Below are 13,333 nucleotides of genomic sequence, written 5' to 3'. Positions count from 1 at the left end.
ATTTAAAAGGGTTTTTGTTATGTCTGCCCCAAATCTGCCCCAAATTTTTCAAAGATATTTCTTACCTTGTCATTATTCTTCTCTCTTAACGCTTCTAGTTGATGAGCGTATACTTTGAGGGTGATATTCAAATTCTCATGTCCCAAAAGCTGAGAGATGGAAATGAGTTCTATACCTTGGGTAATAAGGTAAGAAGCGTATGTGTGTCTGAGCGAGTGGATATGGACATTTCTACCGACTATTTTTTTGATAGTCTTATTAGCAGCAGCATTTGACACAGATGCAAAGATTCTGTTTTGTTCGTTCTCTTTCCAGTATTTTTCTTTATACTCTTTTAGAATCGATAATGTCTGATCGTCAACAGGAATCTTACGGACGGAACTAGCGTTTTTGGTAGGAGCAAAATTAAACGTGGTGTTATAGTTGTATGTTTTGTTTACATCAATGATTTTTTCGCTGAAATCAACATCATTCCATGTTAAGCCAAGGGCTTCAGAAAATCTCATTCCAGTTACAGCAATGAGGTAAATAATTGCATAAGAATGATATTTAAATTTTTCTTTAGTAGTATTAATAAGTTCAATATATTCGTCCGTTTCTAGAAATTTAGTTTCTTTTGCAAAAGATTCAACAGACGAGCGAATAACTGCGAAATCGCAAAAATTACGTTCAATAATTCCTTCATAGACAGCCATCTTAATTGCTGCTTTCAAATGATAGTGGAATTTCTCGACAGTTTCTTGAGTGTGGGTACTACTAAAATCATTTAATACTTGCTGATACATGGAATTGGTGATGCTATTAAGTCTTGTATCTCTGAAATATAACTTAATTTTACTTTCAGTATGTTGGTATTTTTTCCAAGTTACTGGGCTGACATTTGGTTTTTTATGTATTTTCGCCCAATTTTGAAAGTATTCTAATAAAGTTTGTTGGTCATCTACAATAATATTTTTATTGAGCAAGCGTTCAGCTTCAAGTGATGCAGCTTGCGCTAGTTTTTTTGTTTTGAATCCCCCTTTTGATTTTTGACAAAATTTTCCATTAGGAGCCTTGTAACTAATTCGATATTCCCAACCGTTATCTCTTTGTCTGAAGTAGGCCATTGTTTTTACCTCACTTTTTTGATAAAATAGGTATAGTAAAAAGGGCTTTTTAATGCCTTTTACTATCCTGATTGCCTCACGCTCAGACTCGCCAAAGTTTGAGAGCGTGGGGCTTTTTTATTATTTTTTGGCTAGGCGCCATATTGTTAAATCTAGATAATACGTTAATTCTTTTTCACGAGTAACAACTCTCTCGGTTTCAATATTTAGGGTTTTATATGGTCCACCTCTACCAGTAAGGATTGCATCGTATCTGTAATTTGGATTAGCCATAAATGATGAAATTTGTGATGCGACCATAGCTGGTAAGTATCCAACAAAGATATTATTCACTAAAACTTTGACAGCATTTTTATCATGTGGATTTGAAGGTTCTGGTAATAGTTGAACATCCACTGTTTTCAATTTATTGTATTTGTAAACAGGTTTATATGTTTCAAGCATATAAGATTTCAAACTTTTATTATCTTTTCCAAAATAATGGACACCCTTGGAAAGAAAATCAGCAGCAGCTTCAGCTTCTTCTTTATGATAATTTGTTCCCATTAACAAGAAGTCATCTCGGAAAACAATTGTATCAATCTGTGGACTGTAATTTTCAACTTTCTTCTTTTTCTCTCGCTTTGCAGTTAGACGGCCAATAATGTAAGTTATAAAACCAGTAATAAACAAGAAGAAGCCGAGAGGTGGAAATAAAAATAGGAAAATTGCACCTAAGACCATTAGCACAATGCCAGCTTCTTTATGGTCTTTGGGAGTGTGTTGCTTTTTACCGTTAGATGACAAAATAGATTGTTGTTTTTTTATGACTACTTTTTTCTTTCTCTTTTTAGACGGTTTCAACAAATCTGTAAGACCAAACGTTGTCTTATGATAGACCTTATTATACATGGCTTTCTTGGGATTCTTTATCCATCCCACGCCTTTCTTTCCATATCCAGGGATAATGGCTTTTTTAGCTTGTCTTTTCCATTTGCTGGTAGTTCTAGCTTTCAAGCTCTTTTTTAGACTTGGTGTTCTCATTCCTATTTTCATATTCTACCCCTATTCAACTAATCAATGAATAATATTCATCAATTACCATGACTTCATCTGTGATGGTTTTTAATTTGTGCTTTTTCATAAAGTGTAAATAGTTAAAAGATAACTGATCATCAGAGAGTGCGAGTTCTTCTTCTAGTAATTTATGGATCATGTGCCTATTGGCTTCATTTTCGCACCTATTGTGGTTATTTGTATATAACTCAGTAGAATGTTCCAGATGTCCTAATTCATGGTATATGACCCGTTTTTGTGCGTTCTCGGATAGCTCACGGTTTATAAAAATGATATTGATTTCTTTGATGTAGCACCCTGGTCTGTGCCAGAGTTCGTTATCAAAATAAGCTAGAGTGACACCGTGCGAGTCTACCAACTCTTCAATAGTCATAGGCTATCTACCTCTCAAATAAATCTCGATGATGTTCTGGATGGCATCGATGTCTTCCTCTGTAAGTGGCTTGCCATCAAAGGTCTTGGCATTCTCTGCCATTTTTCGGAGGTCAGCCGATGTATATCCTGCGATTGTATCATTATTTGAAATAGTCGGATTATCTGTGCGTCCAAGCAGGTAATCAGTGGACACGTTGAAGTAGTCGGCGATTTCTTGTAATCGTTCGGAGCTGACCTTTTGTCGCTTTAAAGAATACAGAGTATTTTTACTGTATCCAAGTTTTTCTTCTACTTGATTTAGAGATAAGCCTTGTTTTTTTGCTAATTCTCTAACTTTTTCAAATGTCGGAAACATTGTTAAATCAACCTTTCTAAGAGATTGACAAAAAATATTTAAATTATTTGTTTAAAATTGTTGACAAAATTAAATAAATGATTTAAAATAGTTTTTGTAAGTAAGTTACAACTAAAAAAACAACTAAAAAATAAATTATAAAAAATGTTTTGGCGAACGGTATTTATAGTTTTATTAGTGCTTTTTATTATGCTTTCATTTTAAATTATTTATTTAAAATAGTCAAGCAATAACACAAAAAATAGTTAAAATTTTAGTTGTTTCTTATTTACAAATTAGTGAAGAGGGAGGGACGTATATGCCAGATATCGCAAATGGTCGTGAAATAGTTAATGCTTTCTTGAAAGAGAAAGGGATCAAAAAAGCAACTCTAGCGGTTGCTTACGGCTTTAAGCGACAGGAAGTGACAAACATTCTAAGTGGAACAACAAAAGGTCCACGAGCGAACAGTTTTATTCTTCAGGTTATTGAAGATTATGGGATTGAGTAGGAAAGGAGTAAACATGAACGAATTAGAAAGAACAGCCCTCAATGAAATATTGAGGACCGTGACATATATTGCTGAGAAGTTGGATGAATTAGAATCTAAACTTACTAAATCGGATCTACAAGATTTTGAGCGTCCATAATAGTTAGTTGATATTCGATAAAGCGGATGGTAGCATTTAAAAATTTTTTCAAATCTTGTAAATCTTTGTCTGTATGTTTTCGTACGTAGTGAGTTTCATCGTTTCCTATCCACGAAGTGGCCTGAGCGAGTTTTTGTAAAATCTGATCATCGATGTAATCTTTAATGACAGCCCCTAACGGTTTTGTCTTAATTTCATCAGCTTTTTCAGGGAATTTGTATATTAAAAAATCTTTGATGATGAACTCTAGAGATTTTCTGAGACCAATCCCAACTAAAGTGTCGTAACCGTCTGCCTCGGCTTGTAAAGACTGAACATATGTCTTAACACCTTGAGGAGAAAGTTTAGAAATTTCTTTAGGGAACTTAGATGGGACCTCTTTGTAATAGTGTAAATCCCTTGGGAAAACATCTCCATAATCGGATACATAATCATAAGAATCTACCCAAGCATATTTACAAGAATTGCAAAATAAAGTTAAAAACAAGATGTGACTATTTTCATCTTTGTAAAATGATGAATCTTTTAATATAGGCTCTATGCCTCTACCACAGTTAGGACAAATATCTGTTACAGTAACATTTACTTCAGCATTGCCCCAATTACCATATTTCGCTTTCATCAACATAACAACTTCTCCAATCGTTTTTATTATATTATATCATATTTAGAAAGGAATAAAATGATTCATCATTATATAACCCATTATGCAAGCGATGGGAAAGATTACGCCGAAGCATGGATTCAAATTAATATTTTTGGAATGTGCTTTTGTTTATGGAAAAAGCGTACAACCATTGAACGATTGTACGCAAACGAAGATTAGACTTTCTTCCAGCCGTTGCCTTTAGCTGATGTCGGAGGGAGACGGTCACCTTTTCCAATAGTTGCGGTATGACCGTTAGTGACTTTTCCACCACGAGGTCCCACCTCTACATAGTGGCCAGGTTTCTGATTGTCTGTTCCAGGTTTTATTGGAGTATTTGACATAATAATGCTCCTTTCTGTTGAAATTTTGACTAAAACGGTGAGAGGTCCTAGTCAAGATTATTATAGCAAATTAGGAGGGAATTTCATCAGTCTTGAGACTGATATAGGAGGTATTGATGGAAGATAAAATCATTGAACTTGCTGATTACTTCATCAGTGAGAACACAACGTACAGAGAAGCTAAAATAGCGTGTGAGAAGCTATTGAGACAAGTTAGCCATGAAATTGAACTCAGGGCAATGGAAAGTAATATTGTATAAACAAAAAAGCATCTGACGGAAATCAGGCGCTCAACAAAATTATTCAAGGAAATTATATCATGAATGACTTAATGAATCAATTATTAGATCAGTTTGAAGCTGGATTGATGGACAGAACATTAAAGGTGATGAATATCATAACAGATGAGAAAAAGCGCTATCCGATGGAATTGAATAAGTCGCAATGTTCTGAAATGTTGCTTGGAACGAAAGATACAGGAACATTTGATGAGCGTTTCAATAGTCACAAGGACTTTCCAAGGATAAAAGGAAAACGTGAGAAATACCCTCGAGATGCGGTCATTGAATGGTATCACAATAACTGGCAAAAAACAGCTCTTTAAAGGAGCGGAAAAATGGAAATTAAGTGGGAGGAAACAATATGACAGAACCAACTTTATCAAGCCAATTGCTTGGCTTAGCAGTGATTTTCATTGGGATGTTCATCCTAATGGTGCTTACGGCTAAAAATGAAAAATCGGATGAGCAAAATGTTGTGGTCATTATTGAAGAAACAGAAGATTTCAGGGAAGTTGCTAGAAGAAACCTGAGAATGTGTGACAGAAAGTCTACCTATGACACACAACCTCCTATAGGCCTCGCTTCATCGATTGAGGATGTACCACAAGTTTTTCGGTCATGTATCGAAGACTATGACAGGCTAGCTCGTGATTATCATGAAGAAGCAAGAAATAATGATCTTCTAAGTAGACAAAATGCAAATCTCCTAGAAGAAAATGGGCGTTTGCTTTACAAAGAAATGACTATGGATTTACGTAAGAATCCAAGGAAATGGAGGGCAAAGACATGACAGTTAGTCGTGATATGAGCGAGATGGAAATACGTGTGTTAAACATGATCATGAATTGCGCTACTTTCGATTTGCCCATTCAAGCAAGTGAAATACGCTTAGAAACTGGACTGTCGAAGCGTAAGCTGGAGGAGACTATCGAAAGTTTGCGTGTGAATTTTAGGCATCCTATCGTAGCTAAGAAGATGAAACCGAACGGATATTACTTACCACGAAGTGAGGAGGAGCGACAAGCTGGTCTGGCTCCTTATCGCAGACAAATCTTGACCGAGCAAAAGAATCTTGCTGCAGTGATGAATGTGGATTTGGAAAAGTATTGGGGGGATAACGCATGAGTGAAGATTTTAGAATACCACCTCATGATCTAGTAGCAGAGCAGTCAGTTCTTGGAGCTGTCTTCATCTCACCGGACACCATCATTTCACTGGCAGATGAATTGACTCCTGATGATTTCTATAAGCCTGCCAACAAGATTGTATTTAAGACCATGTTGTCATTGCTTGAAAAAGGTGAGCCAATCGATGCTACGACAATGGTTTCTGCTCTGACAAATCAGGGAGAGATTAAAAAAATTGGTGGTTTAAACTATGTTGTTGAACTAGTAAACTCAACTCCAACATCAAAAAATGTGGAGCATTATGCGAAGCTAGTAAAAAAAAAGTCAACTCTAAGAAGAGTAATTGCTGATTTGTCGGACTCACTCTCTAGTGCCTATCAAAGCGATGCATCTATCGCCGATATCATTGCTAAAACTGAAAAGTCTATGCTTGACATCAGCAATCAGAATACGGGTACAGGATTTCGCAATGTGGCTGATATCCTTGATACACACATGCAGATGGTTGAGACCAGATCGCAGACAGATGGAGTTGTGACAGGTCTATCTACTGGATTTGATGGACTGGACAAGATTACAACTGGTCTTCATGAGGACAACCTTATCATCCTTGCTGCTCGTCCAGCGATGGGGAAGACAGCGCTAGCTCTAAATATCGCTCAATATATCGCTGTAAAAGAGAAAAAAACTGTTGCTATTTTCTCGCTTGAGATGGGGGCGGAGAGCTTGATTGAGCGGATGTTAGCATCTGAGGGCATGGTAGAAGGGTATCATCTCAAAACTGGGAATCTGAGTGTTGAGGAATGGAGTAGGCTAGTGCATGCACAAGGGAATCTCTATGACGCTCCTATTTTTGTTGATGATACGGCTGGTATTCGTATCTCTGAGATACGGTCAAAGGCTCGTAAACTTGCCCAGGAAATGGGAGGCCTTGGAGTCATTATCATTGACTACTTGCAATTGATCACTGGGGCAAAAGGTGAGAATCGTCAGCAGATTGTTTCTGAAATTTCAAGGGAATTGAAAATCCTAGCTAAGGATTTGAAAGTACCTGTCATTGCTTTGTCGCAATTAAGTAGGGCGGTTGAGCAGAGACAAGATAAGCGTCCGATGTTAGCAGATTTGCGAGAGTCAGGTTCGATTGAACAAGATGCAGACATTGTAGCTTTCTTGTATCGTGATGCCTACTATCAGAAGGAGCAAGGAGATAGTCAAGAAGCAAATAACGTGACGGAGCTTATCCTGGAAAAGAATCGGCATGGCAGTCTCGGAACAGTGAAGTTGTATTTTCACAAGGAATACACAAAATTTTCAAGTGTGGAGGAGTAGAAGATGGCTGAGACTTATTTTAAAAATGAAGTTGAAAAGTTTCAATATTTTCAATTGCCTAAATGGCTCTTTAAGGAGCCTTATAAAAAGTTATCAAACAACGCTAAAATAATGTACGCCTTGCTTTATAATCGTTTGGACTTGTCTTTGGAGTCCAAGTGGCATGATCGAAATGGTCAAGTATTTATGTATTTTACAACGGCTGAATTTTGCGAAGAGTTGGGTTGTTCGGAGAAAACGGTAACCAAGATTAAAAAGGAACTTGTTACATCAGGTTTGTTGAGGGAAGAACGTCAGGGCTTGACTAAGCCAAATCGACTTTACATCCTTGGTCCAAAAATTATCAAGCGTGAACCTCCAGAACCGAAAAAAATACCGTCCAGAACCGTAGAAAATACCGCTCTGGATACGCAAGAAGTACAAACAATAAAGACTGATATTAGAAAGACTGATATAGATAATAATAAATTGTTGATTTGTAAAGAAGTTATTTCTTATCTCAATTTGAAATCTAAGAAAAATTTCAAGGTAAATACTGCTAGTCATCAAAAATTTATCAAGGCAAGGTTAAAAGAGGGCTATGTCCTTGAAGATTTTAAAAAGGTTGTGGATATTATGGTCGCTAAGTGGAAAGGTACAGAATACGAGCAGTATCTTCAACCGCAAACGCTTTTCGGTAATAAGATGGACAATTATTTAAATCAGCCTATGCCTCGCAAAGCTCAGTCGTTTCAATCAGCAGTTGACGAAAGGCTAGGGTTTTAGATGAAGCAGTTTAAACAATTCAAAACCAGAACAGTTCTTGATGATATTTGTGAAATCCATGGATGCCATCTTTGGTCTGTTAAGATTCCCATCAAGGGCAAGGTTGAGGAAATCAGTCAATGTCCTGAGTGCGAGAAAGAGAACATTCGACGCTTTGAAAAGCAGTTGAATATGGAATCTGAGGTAAAGAGTAAGCTATCGGATACTTACGAGGTCTTTGATCGTGACAGTATCGTTTCAAGTAAGCTGACTAGCAAGTCACTACATGACTATGAAATTCAAGTTGACATCGACGAAAATGCTATGAATTTTGTGAAGCGGTTGGAGCGCTGCTATGCCAAGGGTGAGACTGGGAATGCTATCATCACTGGTCCTTCTGGTGTTGGTAAGAGCCATCTAACCTATGGATTTGCTCGGTTTCTCAATGAGCAATTTAAGTCTTATGATGAACCTAAAAGCGTGCTCTTTGTGTCGGTTGTGACCTTGTTTGACAAGATTCGAGAAAGCTTTGAGTTTGACAATGGATTTTCAGAAGCAAAGATGGTCAAGCTACTGTCTGAGGTTGACTTTCTCTTCTTGGATGACCTTGGGAAAGAGAGTCGCAAGGCTGATACCAAACGGAATGAGTGGGCGCATCAGATATTGTTCAAGATCCTGGATAATCGGACGAATACGATTATCAACACGAATCTGTCTAGTGAAGAAATCAAAGAGCTTTACTCGGATGATTTTGGGAATGGGGCTTTATCAAGCCGTATCTTTGAGGGAGCAACTGGCAGGTGCTTTGTGTATCCAGCTGGGATGAAGGACAGGAGGTATTGATGTTAAATCTTTACTTCGTCTACAATGGACACTGCAAGTTTTTTCTTGGAAGTTTTAACAATGTGGATGAACTTATTGAACGGATGAAAGACCATCAGTGGTCTTTCTCAGGTATTACCAGACCAAAATTCAAGAAACACATCGGAAAAGACGATGTACGTTTTGATTATGGTGCGATAGATTGCTATTACTTAGCGACAAAATCAACGTGCCGCGAACCACGTTAAAAGCGAGCTAGAATATGCGTCAGACTTGGACGAATGGCGTATAAAGAATTTGCTAGCTCTTGTGTCTTTGAGCCATGAGGGGCAAGAGCTGGATTTTTAGAAAACCAAGTGGGATAAACCATGGGATATAGCAAACAAATAGTAATTGATGGATTGAAACATTCAATTGAAATCACAGAGCAGGAAATCGAGGAGTATTCGAAGCTATGCGATAGACGAGTGGCACAAGGTCGTACTGCTCATCGTGAATTTTTGAAGAAAAAACTTAAGAAAATGAAAGAACAGTTGAAGGAGTTGGAAGATGAATAAGCAGGAATTGATTGAACGGATAGAAGGCTTAAAAAATATTTTTGGCAACAAAGCAGAATATATTGAGATAGACGCGGTAATAGAACTTGTTTCTAAACTAGACGAACCGCAACCAGTCAAAGTCCCGCAGTTTGTGGCGGATTGGATTGAAAGTTCAAAACAAGAAAAACGTAATCTCCGCAATGCTCTTAACAACGGAGGAGAGAAAATGCGTTTGTGGTTTCTCGATCAAGAAAATTATAATCTATTCGCTCGAGCATGGCTGGACGGCTACGAGGTTGAGGAAGAGAAGCGGTATTTGGTGAAAGTGAAAGGGATAAACGAAGACTGCGAGTATTTGTTTTTTGGGGAACTTTCGAATACTTGGAAGTTTAGAAGTCTTGGTAGTTTTGGAGAACTTAAGAAGCACCATACACGTAAAGAATTAGAAGACGCAGACTTCGGCTGGGTGTTTGATTGCCCAGGAATTGAGATTGAGGAGGTTGAGTGATGTCGTTTTACGGTGGAGACTATATCGATTATTGCGAGTATTGTGATGATAGATACAGTGGGATATTTAAACTCAAAGAAAATGAGAATGTTTTCGATGGATTTGATAGATGGTTGAAAGAACACGGAAGGAAGGCCATAGATTGAAACGATTTATCGCGATCTGGATATTATTGTCAGCGATTTTGAACATCTGGCAGTGTGTCCATATAAGAAATCTTGAAAAAAAGCGCCCGATTGTTATCTACAAAGCAGATAACAAAGGCGCAGAAATCAAAGGCAGAGTCGTCCACAAAGAAAAAATAGGCGACATGCACACAATCACAGTACAGAACTACGGAATTTTCGTAGTTACGAAGGAAGTGTATGAGAAAGTAAAAGTTTGGGATGAGGTAGAAATATGAAAAAAATATTAGTTGCTACAATTTTAATCAGTTTGTCTTTTATTAGTCTTGTAGGGTGCGGGAATAAAGACATTTTAGGAACAACCTTTACTTTCAAATATGCAAAAGTAAAATTAGTTGACGGGCAAATTGTCGAAGGTAAGGTTGCGCAATGGGCGAAATATGAACGACAAGATAGCGTTCGAGTTACTTTTGAAAACGTAGAGGTGTATTACACTCACTCAAGCAATGTAACCTTGTATAACAAATAGAAAGGGGTTATCATGAACACACTAGACAGAGTGAAACAATGGTTTATTGACCGTGACTTTGAAAACGGTGGACGACTAGATAAGCAGTCATTAAAACTTAGCGAAGAGTTCGGAGAGTTATGCGCTGGCTATCTCAAGAAAAACGAACAACTGACCAAAGATAGTATCGGAGATTGTGCAGTCGAGATTGTCGGTTTGGCCTTGCTGATAAAAGAGGATTTGAAGGAGATTTTTAAAACATCAGAAAATGATAGAGATTTAATGACATGTTTTAGTCATTTAAGTAGAAATATAAGCGATTTTCAGATTTATCGAGAATCATTTTCTAAAGATTTTCGCAAATTAAGTCTGATACGTACTATACGATGGTTAAAATCGCTAAGCACTGCACTCGGATATGATTTTGATGAATGCTTTGAACTAGCCTATCAAGAAATCAAAGACCGTAAAGGTCGCTGGATTGATGGAACTTTCGTTAAAGAGGAGGATTTGAAATGAAAAAACTAGGAATCATTATTGGGGTGGTATTTGTAATCGTTGTATCGCCATTTGTGATTCAGTATGGTTGGAATGAAATCATCACAACGATTGTCCCAGTTGGTAACATTACAGTCTGGCAAGCATTAGGAATGGATGCACTACTATCTTTCATCTGGCCTGTGTTATCCAGCAAAAAAGAATCTGAAGAGGATTATTCGTATGCTGTGAAGAGCAGTATTTCGAAAATCATTACATGTGCATTTTTAATTTGGTTAGCTAGTTTGTTTATTTAAGGAGTGTTAGCATGATACCAAGATTTAGGGTTTGGCTGCCAGATACTATTCAGATGTTGAGAGTGAAAGCACTCGTTTTTGAAAAAGATAGGACAAGGTGTGTTTGTGGATATAGTTTTGACTTTTATCTTGAAGATGAAAATGCAACTATCATGCAATCAACAGGGCTCAGAGACAAGAACGGGCAAGAAATCTTTGAAGGGGATATCGTTCAATTTTCCGATAGTCTATATACTGTTTTTTACGACATCAAAGAAGGAAGCTATCGATTAAAACCACACGACGATAGGTGGGTTATAGATTATATGTCTAATTTTTCAAGTGACGAAAGTTTTGAAATCGCCGGGAACATTTACGAAAACAAGGAGTATTTATGATTATTATTAGCACAAATCCTAAAAATCCGCTTTTACAAAAAGTGAAAGAGGAACTTGATTTTTTAGGAAAAAATTATGAAGTGAAAAAATCATGGACGGATGAACTTATCAAACAATGTTTTATTAATAATTTTGAATTTTGTTCAGGACATTATATGAGCCAAATTAGAAACTTGAATTTTGAACAAGCATTAGAGATGATACACAAAAATCCTAAAATGTTAAGAAAATTCATTGTTATAAATGGGAATAAATCGATAGCAGATTTTCCTAAAATAAGTCTTGTTAGAAAACAATTGAAAGGGTTATTAAAATGAGCAAAGAATCAAGAATGTTTTACAATCACATTAGAAAACAACTGGTCTATGTTCCGAATACATCGATTGCCGAAAGATTGAAAAAACATATTTTAGCACATCCAGGTTTTAACAGTAGTAGAAGTTTTTTGGATTCTGTTGTTGCAAATTATTGCATCAACAGAAAGAAAGACAAGTTGCCTAGCCGTGAAGTGATTGGCTGGTTAGGTAAATTTTTAGATGTAAACTACGAAAACCCAGAGCTTTTGGAGGAAAAAGAATGAGACCAGAATTTAGAGCATGGGATAAAGAGTTTAAAGAAATGGTGCAAGTTGATGCACTAATCTTGAATGAACAAGTTATCAAAGCAACATACAAAAATGGTAACGTTGTAAAAGAGGATATCAAAAACTATGACCTCATGCAATCAACAGGACTTTTTGACAATAACGATCAAGAAATCTTTGAGGGGGATGTCTTAAAATTTAATGACGAGTGGGATGAATATTGTCACGAGGGTTATGTAGATGGCTCAGTAGAAGGTATTAATTTCATTGAAGTAGTGAGAGGTGAAGCTTGTTTTGAGTTCGGAAAAACTAGATATCCCGAATCGTCTCTATTCATACGAATGGAAGACGAACATCTTACTTTCGCTGAATTGATAAAGAGTAGAGACTTTGAGTTTGAAATCATCGGCAACATCTACGAAAATCCTGAGCTTTTGGAGGAGATGGAATATGAGAATAAAAACATCAAATGATTCTATTATCAACGTTGATAGCGTGAAGCATAGCATCACAATTGAAGGAGTTGAGTTTGGTTCAGATTGTAGTGCTTTGGTATCTAAGAACAAAGACGGTACAGGAACAATTACTCTGATATTTGAAGGAAAAATTATTTGAGATAGAAACGAGGTGAGTGATGCCTTTCTTTCCTGATATAAATGAAGCCAAAACAAAAGAAAATGCCAAGAAAATTTTAAAAGGATATCCTAGATGGCGTCGTGTTGCCAATGACACTGAAGGTCAGAAAGTGACCACTACCTACTCATTCATGCCACGAAATCCATCAAGCGGGAGAGATAGTCAAGTCGAGAAGTTAGCTATACGGAAAGTTGATGCAGAGCTTGAGCTGGATGCAATTGAGCAAGCAGTTAGTAACTTACATGATCCTCTATATCGTAGGATACTTTTTGAAAAGTATCTTCAGTGGGATTGCAAGAAGGATGAAACAATCGCAATGGACTTATCTCTTTCAGAAAGTTCATATTATGACATCTTGGATAAATCTCTGATGGCATTTGCAGAACTTTATCGAAACGGTGAACAGATTGAAATTTTGGAGTAAACTTGGAGTTTTTTTGGAGTAAAGC

General features: G+C 36.9%; 27 protein-coding genes. 21 read left to right on the top strand and 6 right to left on the bottom strand.

Features of this window, described 5'->3' with window-relative positions; translation table 11 throughout:
• Positions 1 to 17: 17 nt before the first annotated feature.
• From AC4ME5_RS01525 to AC4ME5_RS01510, 4 genes are all read right to left on the bottom strand, one after another.
• A complete protein-coding gene (locus AC4ME5_RS01525; RefSeq protein ID WP_491799517.1) occupies positions 18 to 1,106 on the bottom strand; it encodes a tyrosine-type recombinase/integrase in 1,089 nt (362 codons plus the stop codon).
• 120 nt (positions 1,107 to 1,226) lie between these two features.
• Entirely contained in the window at positions 1,227 to 2,141 is a 915-nt protein-coding gene (locus AC4ME5_RS01520) for an HIRAN domain-containing protein (RefSeq protein WP_491799515.1), read from the bottom strand.
• Positions 2,142 to 2,154: 13 nt separating this feature from the next.
• Complete coding sequence (locus AC4ME5_RS01515; RefSeq protein WP_491799513.1) at positions 2,155 to 2,535, bottom strand: ImmA/IrrE family metallo-endopeptidase; 381 nt, start codon at positions 2,533 to 2,535, stop codon at positions 2,155 to 2,157.
• A 3-nt stretch (positions 2,536 to 2,538) separates the two neighbouring features.
• Positions 2,539 to 2,892 (bottom strand): helix-turn-helix domain-containing protein, encoded by a 354-nt coding sequence (locus tag AC4ME5_RS01510; RefSeq protein ID WP_491799512.1) that lies wholly within the window; start codon positions 2,890 to 2,892, stop codon positions 2,539 to 2,541.
• A 298-nt stretch (positions 2,893 to 3,190) separates the two neighbouring features.
• Between AC4ME5_RS01510 and AC4ME5_RS01505 the strand changes: the two genes are divergently transcribed.
• Positions 3,191 to 3,382 carry a DNA-binding protein gene (locus AC4ME5_RS01505; RefSeq protein WP_491799510.1) on the top strand — a complete coding sequence of 64 codons (192 nt, stop codon included), beginning with the start codon at positions 3,191 to 3,193 and terminating at the stop codon, positions 3,380 to 3,382.
• 104 nt (positions 3,383 to 3,486) lie between these two features.
• Here the strand turns inward: AC4ME5_RS01505 and AC4ME5_RS01500 are convergent, their stop codons facing one another.
• Together AC4ME5_RS01500 and AC4ME5_RS01495 are read right to left on the bottom strand one after the other, a co-directional pair.
• Positions 3,487 to 4,143 carry a DUF4145 domain-containing protein gene (locus AC4ME5_RS01500; RefSeq protein ID WP_491799508.1) on the bottom strand — a complete coding sequence of 219 codons (657 nt, stop codon included), beginning with the start codon at positions 4,141 to 4,143 and terminating at the stop codon, positions 3,487 to 3,489.
• Positions 4,144 to 4,343: 200 nt separating this feature from the next.
• Entirely contained in the window at positions 4,344 to 4,511 is a 168-nt protein-coding gene (locus AC4ME5_RS01495) for a YjzC family protein (protein ID WP_084940180.1), read from the bottom strand.
• A gap of 116 nt (positions 4,512 to 4,627) precedes the next feature.
• On the opposite strand from AC4ME5_RS01495, the gene AC4ME5_RS01490 reads away from it, so the two are divergent.
• The 20 genes from AC4ME5_RS01490 (at position 4,628) to AC4ME5_RS01395 (ending at position 13,308) form a co-directional block, all read left to right on the top strand.
• A complete protein-coding gene (locus tag AC4ME5_RS01490) occupies positions 4,628 to 4,771 on the top strand; it encodes a hypothetical protein (RefSeq protein ID WP_491799506.1) in 144 nt (47 codons plus the stop codon).
• Between the two features lie 59 nt (positions 4,772 to 4,830).
• Positions 4,831 to 5,115, top strand: a complete 285-nt coding sequence (locus AC4ME5_RS01485; protein WP_491799504.1) for a DNA-binding protein — start codon at positions 4,831 to 4,833, stop codon at positions 5,113 to 5,115.
• Between the two features lie 38 nt (positions 5,116 to 5,153).
• Complete coding sequence (locus AC4ME5_RS01480) at positions 5,154 to 5,582, top strand: hypothetical protein (RefSeq protein WP_491799502.1); 429 nt, start codon at positions 5,154 to 5,156, stop codon at positions 5,580 to 5,582.
• Positions 5,579 to 5,917 (top strand): hypothetical protein, encoded by a 339-nt coding sequence (locus AC4ME5_RS01475; protein WP_491799500.1) that lies wholly within the window; start codon positions 5,579 to 5,581, stop codon positions 5,915 to 5,917. The genes AC4ME5_RS01480 and AC4ME5_RS01475 overlap by 4 nt, the downstream gene beginning before the upstream one ends.
• Entirely contained in the window at positions 5,914 to 7,248 is a 1,335-nt protein-coding gene (dnaB, locus tag AC4ME5_RS01470) for a replicative DNA helicase (RefSeq protein WP_491799499.1), read from the top strand. Before AC4ME5_RS01475 ends, dnaB begins: the two co-directional genes overlap by 4 nt.
• Before the next feature lie 3 nt (positions 7,249 to 7,251).
• Entirely contained in the window at positions 7,252 to 8,013 is a 762-nt protein-coding gene (locus AC4ME5_RS01465; RefSeq protein ID WP_491799497.1) for a replication initiator protein A, read from the top strand.
• Positions 8,014 to 8,835: an ATP-binding protein gene (locus AC4ME5_RS01460; RefSeq protein WP_491799495.1), complete on the top strand. Its 822-nt coding sequence runs from the start codon at positions 8,014 to 8,016 to the stop codon at positions 8,833 to 8,835. It abuts the gene before it with no gap.
• Complete coding sequence (locus AC4ME5_RS01455) at positions 8,835 to 9,062, top strand: hypothetical protein (protein WP_491799493.1); 228 nt, start codon at positions 8,835 to 8,837, stop codon at positions 9,060 to 9,062. The genes AC4ME5_RS01460 and AC4ME5_RS01455 overlap by 1 nt, the downstream gene beginning before the upstream one ends.
• Before the next feature lie 120 nt (positions 9,063 to 9,182).
• Positions 9,183 to 9,371 carry a hypothetical protein gene (locus AC4ME5_RS01450; RefSeq protein WP_491799492.1) on the top strand — a complete coding sequence of 63 codons (189 nt, stop codon included), beginning with the start codon at positions 9,183 to 9,185 and terminating at the stop codon, positions 9,369 to 9,371.
• Positions 9,364 to 9,861, top strand: a complete 498-nt coding sequence (locus AC4ME5_RS01445) for a DUF1642 domain-containing protein (RefSeq protein WP_491799490.1) — start codon at positions 9,364 to 9,366, stop codon at positions 9,859 to 9,861. The genes AC4ME5_RS01450 and AC4ME5_RS01445 overlap by 8 nt, the downstream gene beginning before the upstream one ends.
• A 142-nt stretch (positions 9,862 to 10,003) precedes the next feature.
• Positions 10,004 to 10,264 (top strand): DUF1372 family protein, encoded by a 261-nt coding sequence (locus AC4ME5_RS01440; protein ID WP_491800059.1) that lies wholly within the window; start codon positions 10,004 to 10,006, stop codon positions 10,262 to 10,264.
• Positions 10,261 to 10,515: a hypothetical protein gene (locus AC4ME5_RS01435; RefSeq protein ID WP_491799488.1), complete on the top strand. Its 255-nt coding sequence runs from the start codon at positions 10,261 to 10,263 to the stop codon at positions 10,513 to 10,515. Before AC4ME5_RS01440 ends, AC4ME5_RS01435 begins: the two co-directional genes overlap by 4 nt.
• Before the next feature lie 12 nt (positions 10,516 to 10,527).
• Positions 10,528 to 11,013, top strand: a complete 486-nt coding sequence (locus AC4ME5_RS01430) for a MazG-like family protein (RefSeq protein ID WP_491799486.1) — start codon at positions 10,528 to 10,530, stop codon at positions 11,011 to 11,013.
• Positions 11,010 to 11,288, top strand: coding sequence for a hypothetical protein (locus AC4ME5_RS01425; RefSeq protein WP_491799484.1), 279 nt, complete (start codon positions 11,010 to 11,012; stop codon positions 11,286 to 11,288). Before AC4ME5_RS01430 ends, AC4ME5_RS01425 begins: the two co-directional genes overlap by 4 nt.
• 11 nt (positions 11,289 to 11,299) lie before the next feature.
• Entirely contained in the window at positions 11,300 to 11,665 is a 366-nt protein-coding gene (locus tag AC4ME5_RS01420; RefSeq protein WP_491799482.1) for a YopX family protein, read from the top strand.
• The gene (locus AC4ME5_RS01415) at positions 11,662 to 11,982 is read left to right on the top strand and encodes a hypothetical protein (protein WP_491799480.1); all 321 of its coding nucleotides are present in this window, start codon (positions 11,662 to 11,664) and stop codon (positions 11,980 to 11,982) included. Before AC4ME5_RS01420 ends, AC4ME5_RS01415 begins: the two co-directional genes overlap by 4 nt.
• Positions 11,979 to 12,245 carry a hypothetical protein gene (locus AC4ME5_RS01410; protein ID WP_491799478.1) on the top strand — a complete coding sequence of 89 codons (267 nt, stop codon included), beginning with the start codon at positions 11,979 to 11,981 and terminating at the stop codon, positions 12,243 to 12,245. The genes AC4ME5_RS01415 and AC4ME5_RS01410 overlap by 4 nt, the downstream gene beginning before the upstream one ends.
• Positions 12,242 to 12,721, top strand: a complete 480-nt coding sequence (locus AC4ME5_RS01405; RefSeq protein WP_491799476.1) for a YopX family protein — start codon at positions 12,242 to 12,244, stop codon at positions 12,719 to 12,721. Before AC4ME5_RS01410 ends, AC4ME5_RS01405 begins: the two co-directional genes overlap by 4 nt.
• On the top strand, positions 12,699 to 12,863 hold the full coding sequence (locus AC4ME5_RS01400) for a hypothetical protein (protein WP_414357173.1): 165 nt from the start codon (positions 12,699 to 12,701) through the stop codon (positions 12,861 to 12,863). The genes AC4ME5_RS01405 and AC4ME5_RS01400 overlap by 23 nt, the downstream gene beginning before the upstream one ends.
• Before the next feature lie 19 nt (positions 12,864 to 12,882).
• Complete coding sequence (locus AC4ME5_RS01395) at positions 12,883 to 13,308, top strand: ArpU family phage packaging/lysis transcriptional regulator (protein WP_268719700.1); 426 nt, start codon at positions 12,883 to 12,885, stop codon at positions 13,306 to 13,308.
• The last annotated feature ends 25 nt before the right edge of the window (positions 13,309 to 13,333 follow it).

The sequence above is a fragment of the Streptococcus sp. A69 genome (genome assembly GCF_058556195.1).
This window is presented reverse-complemented; position numbering and strand designations above follow the sequence as displayed.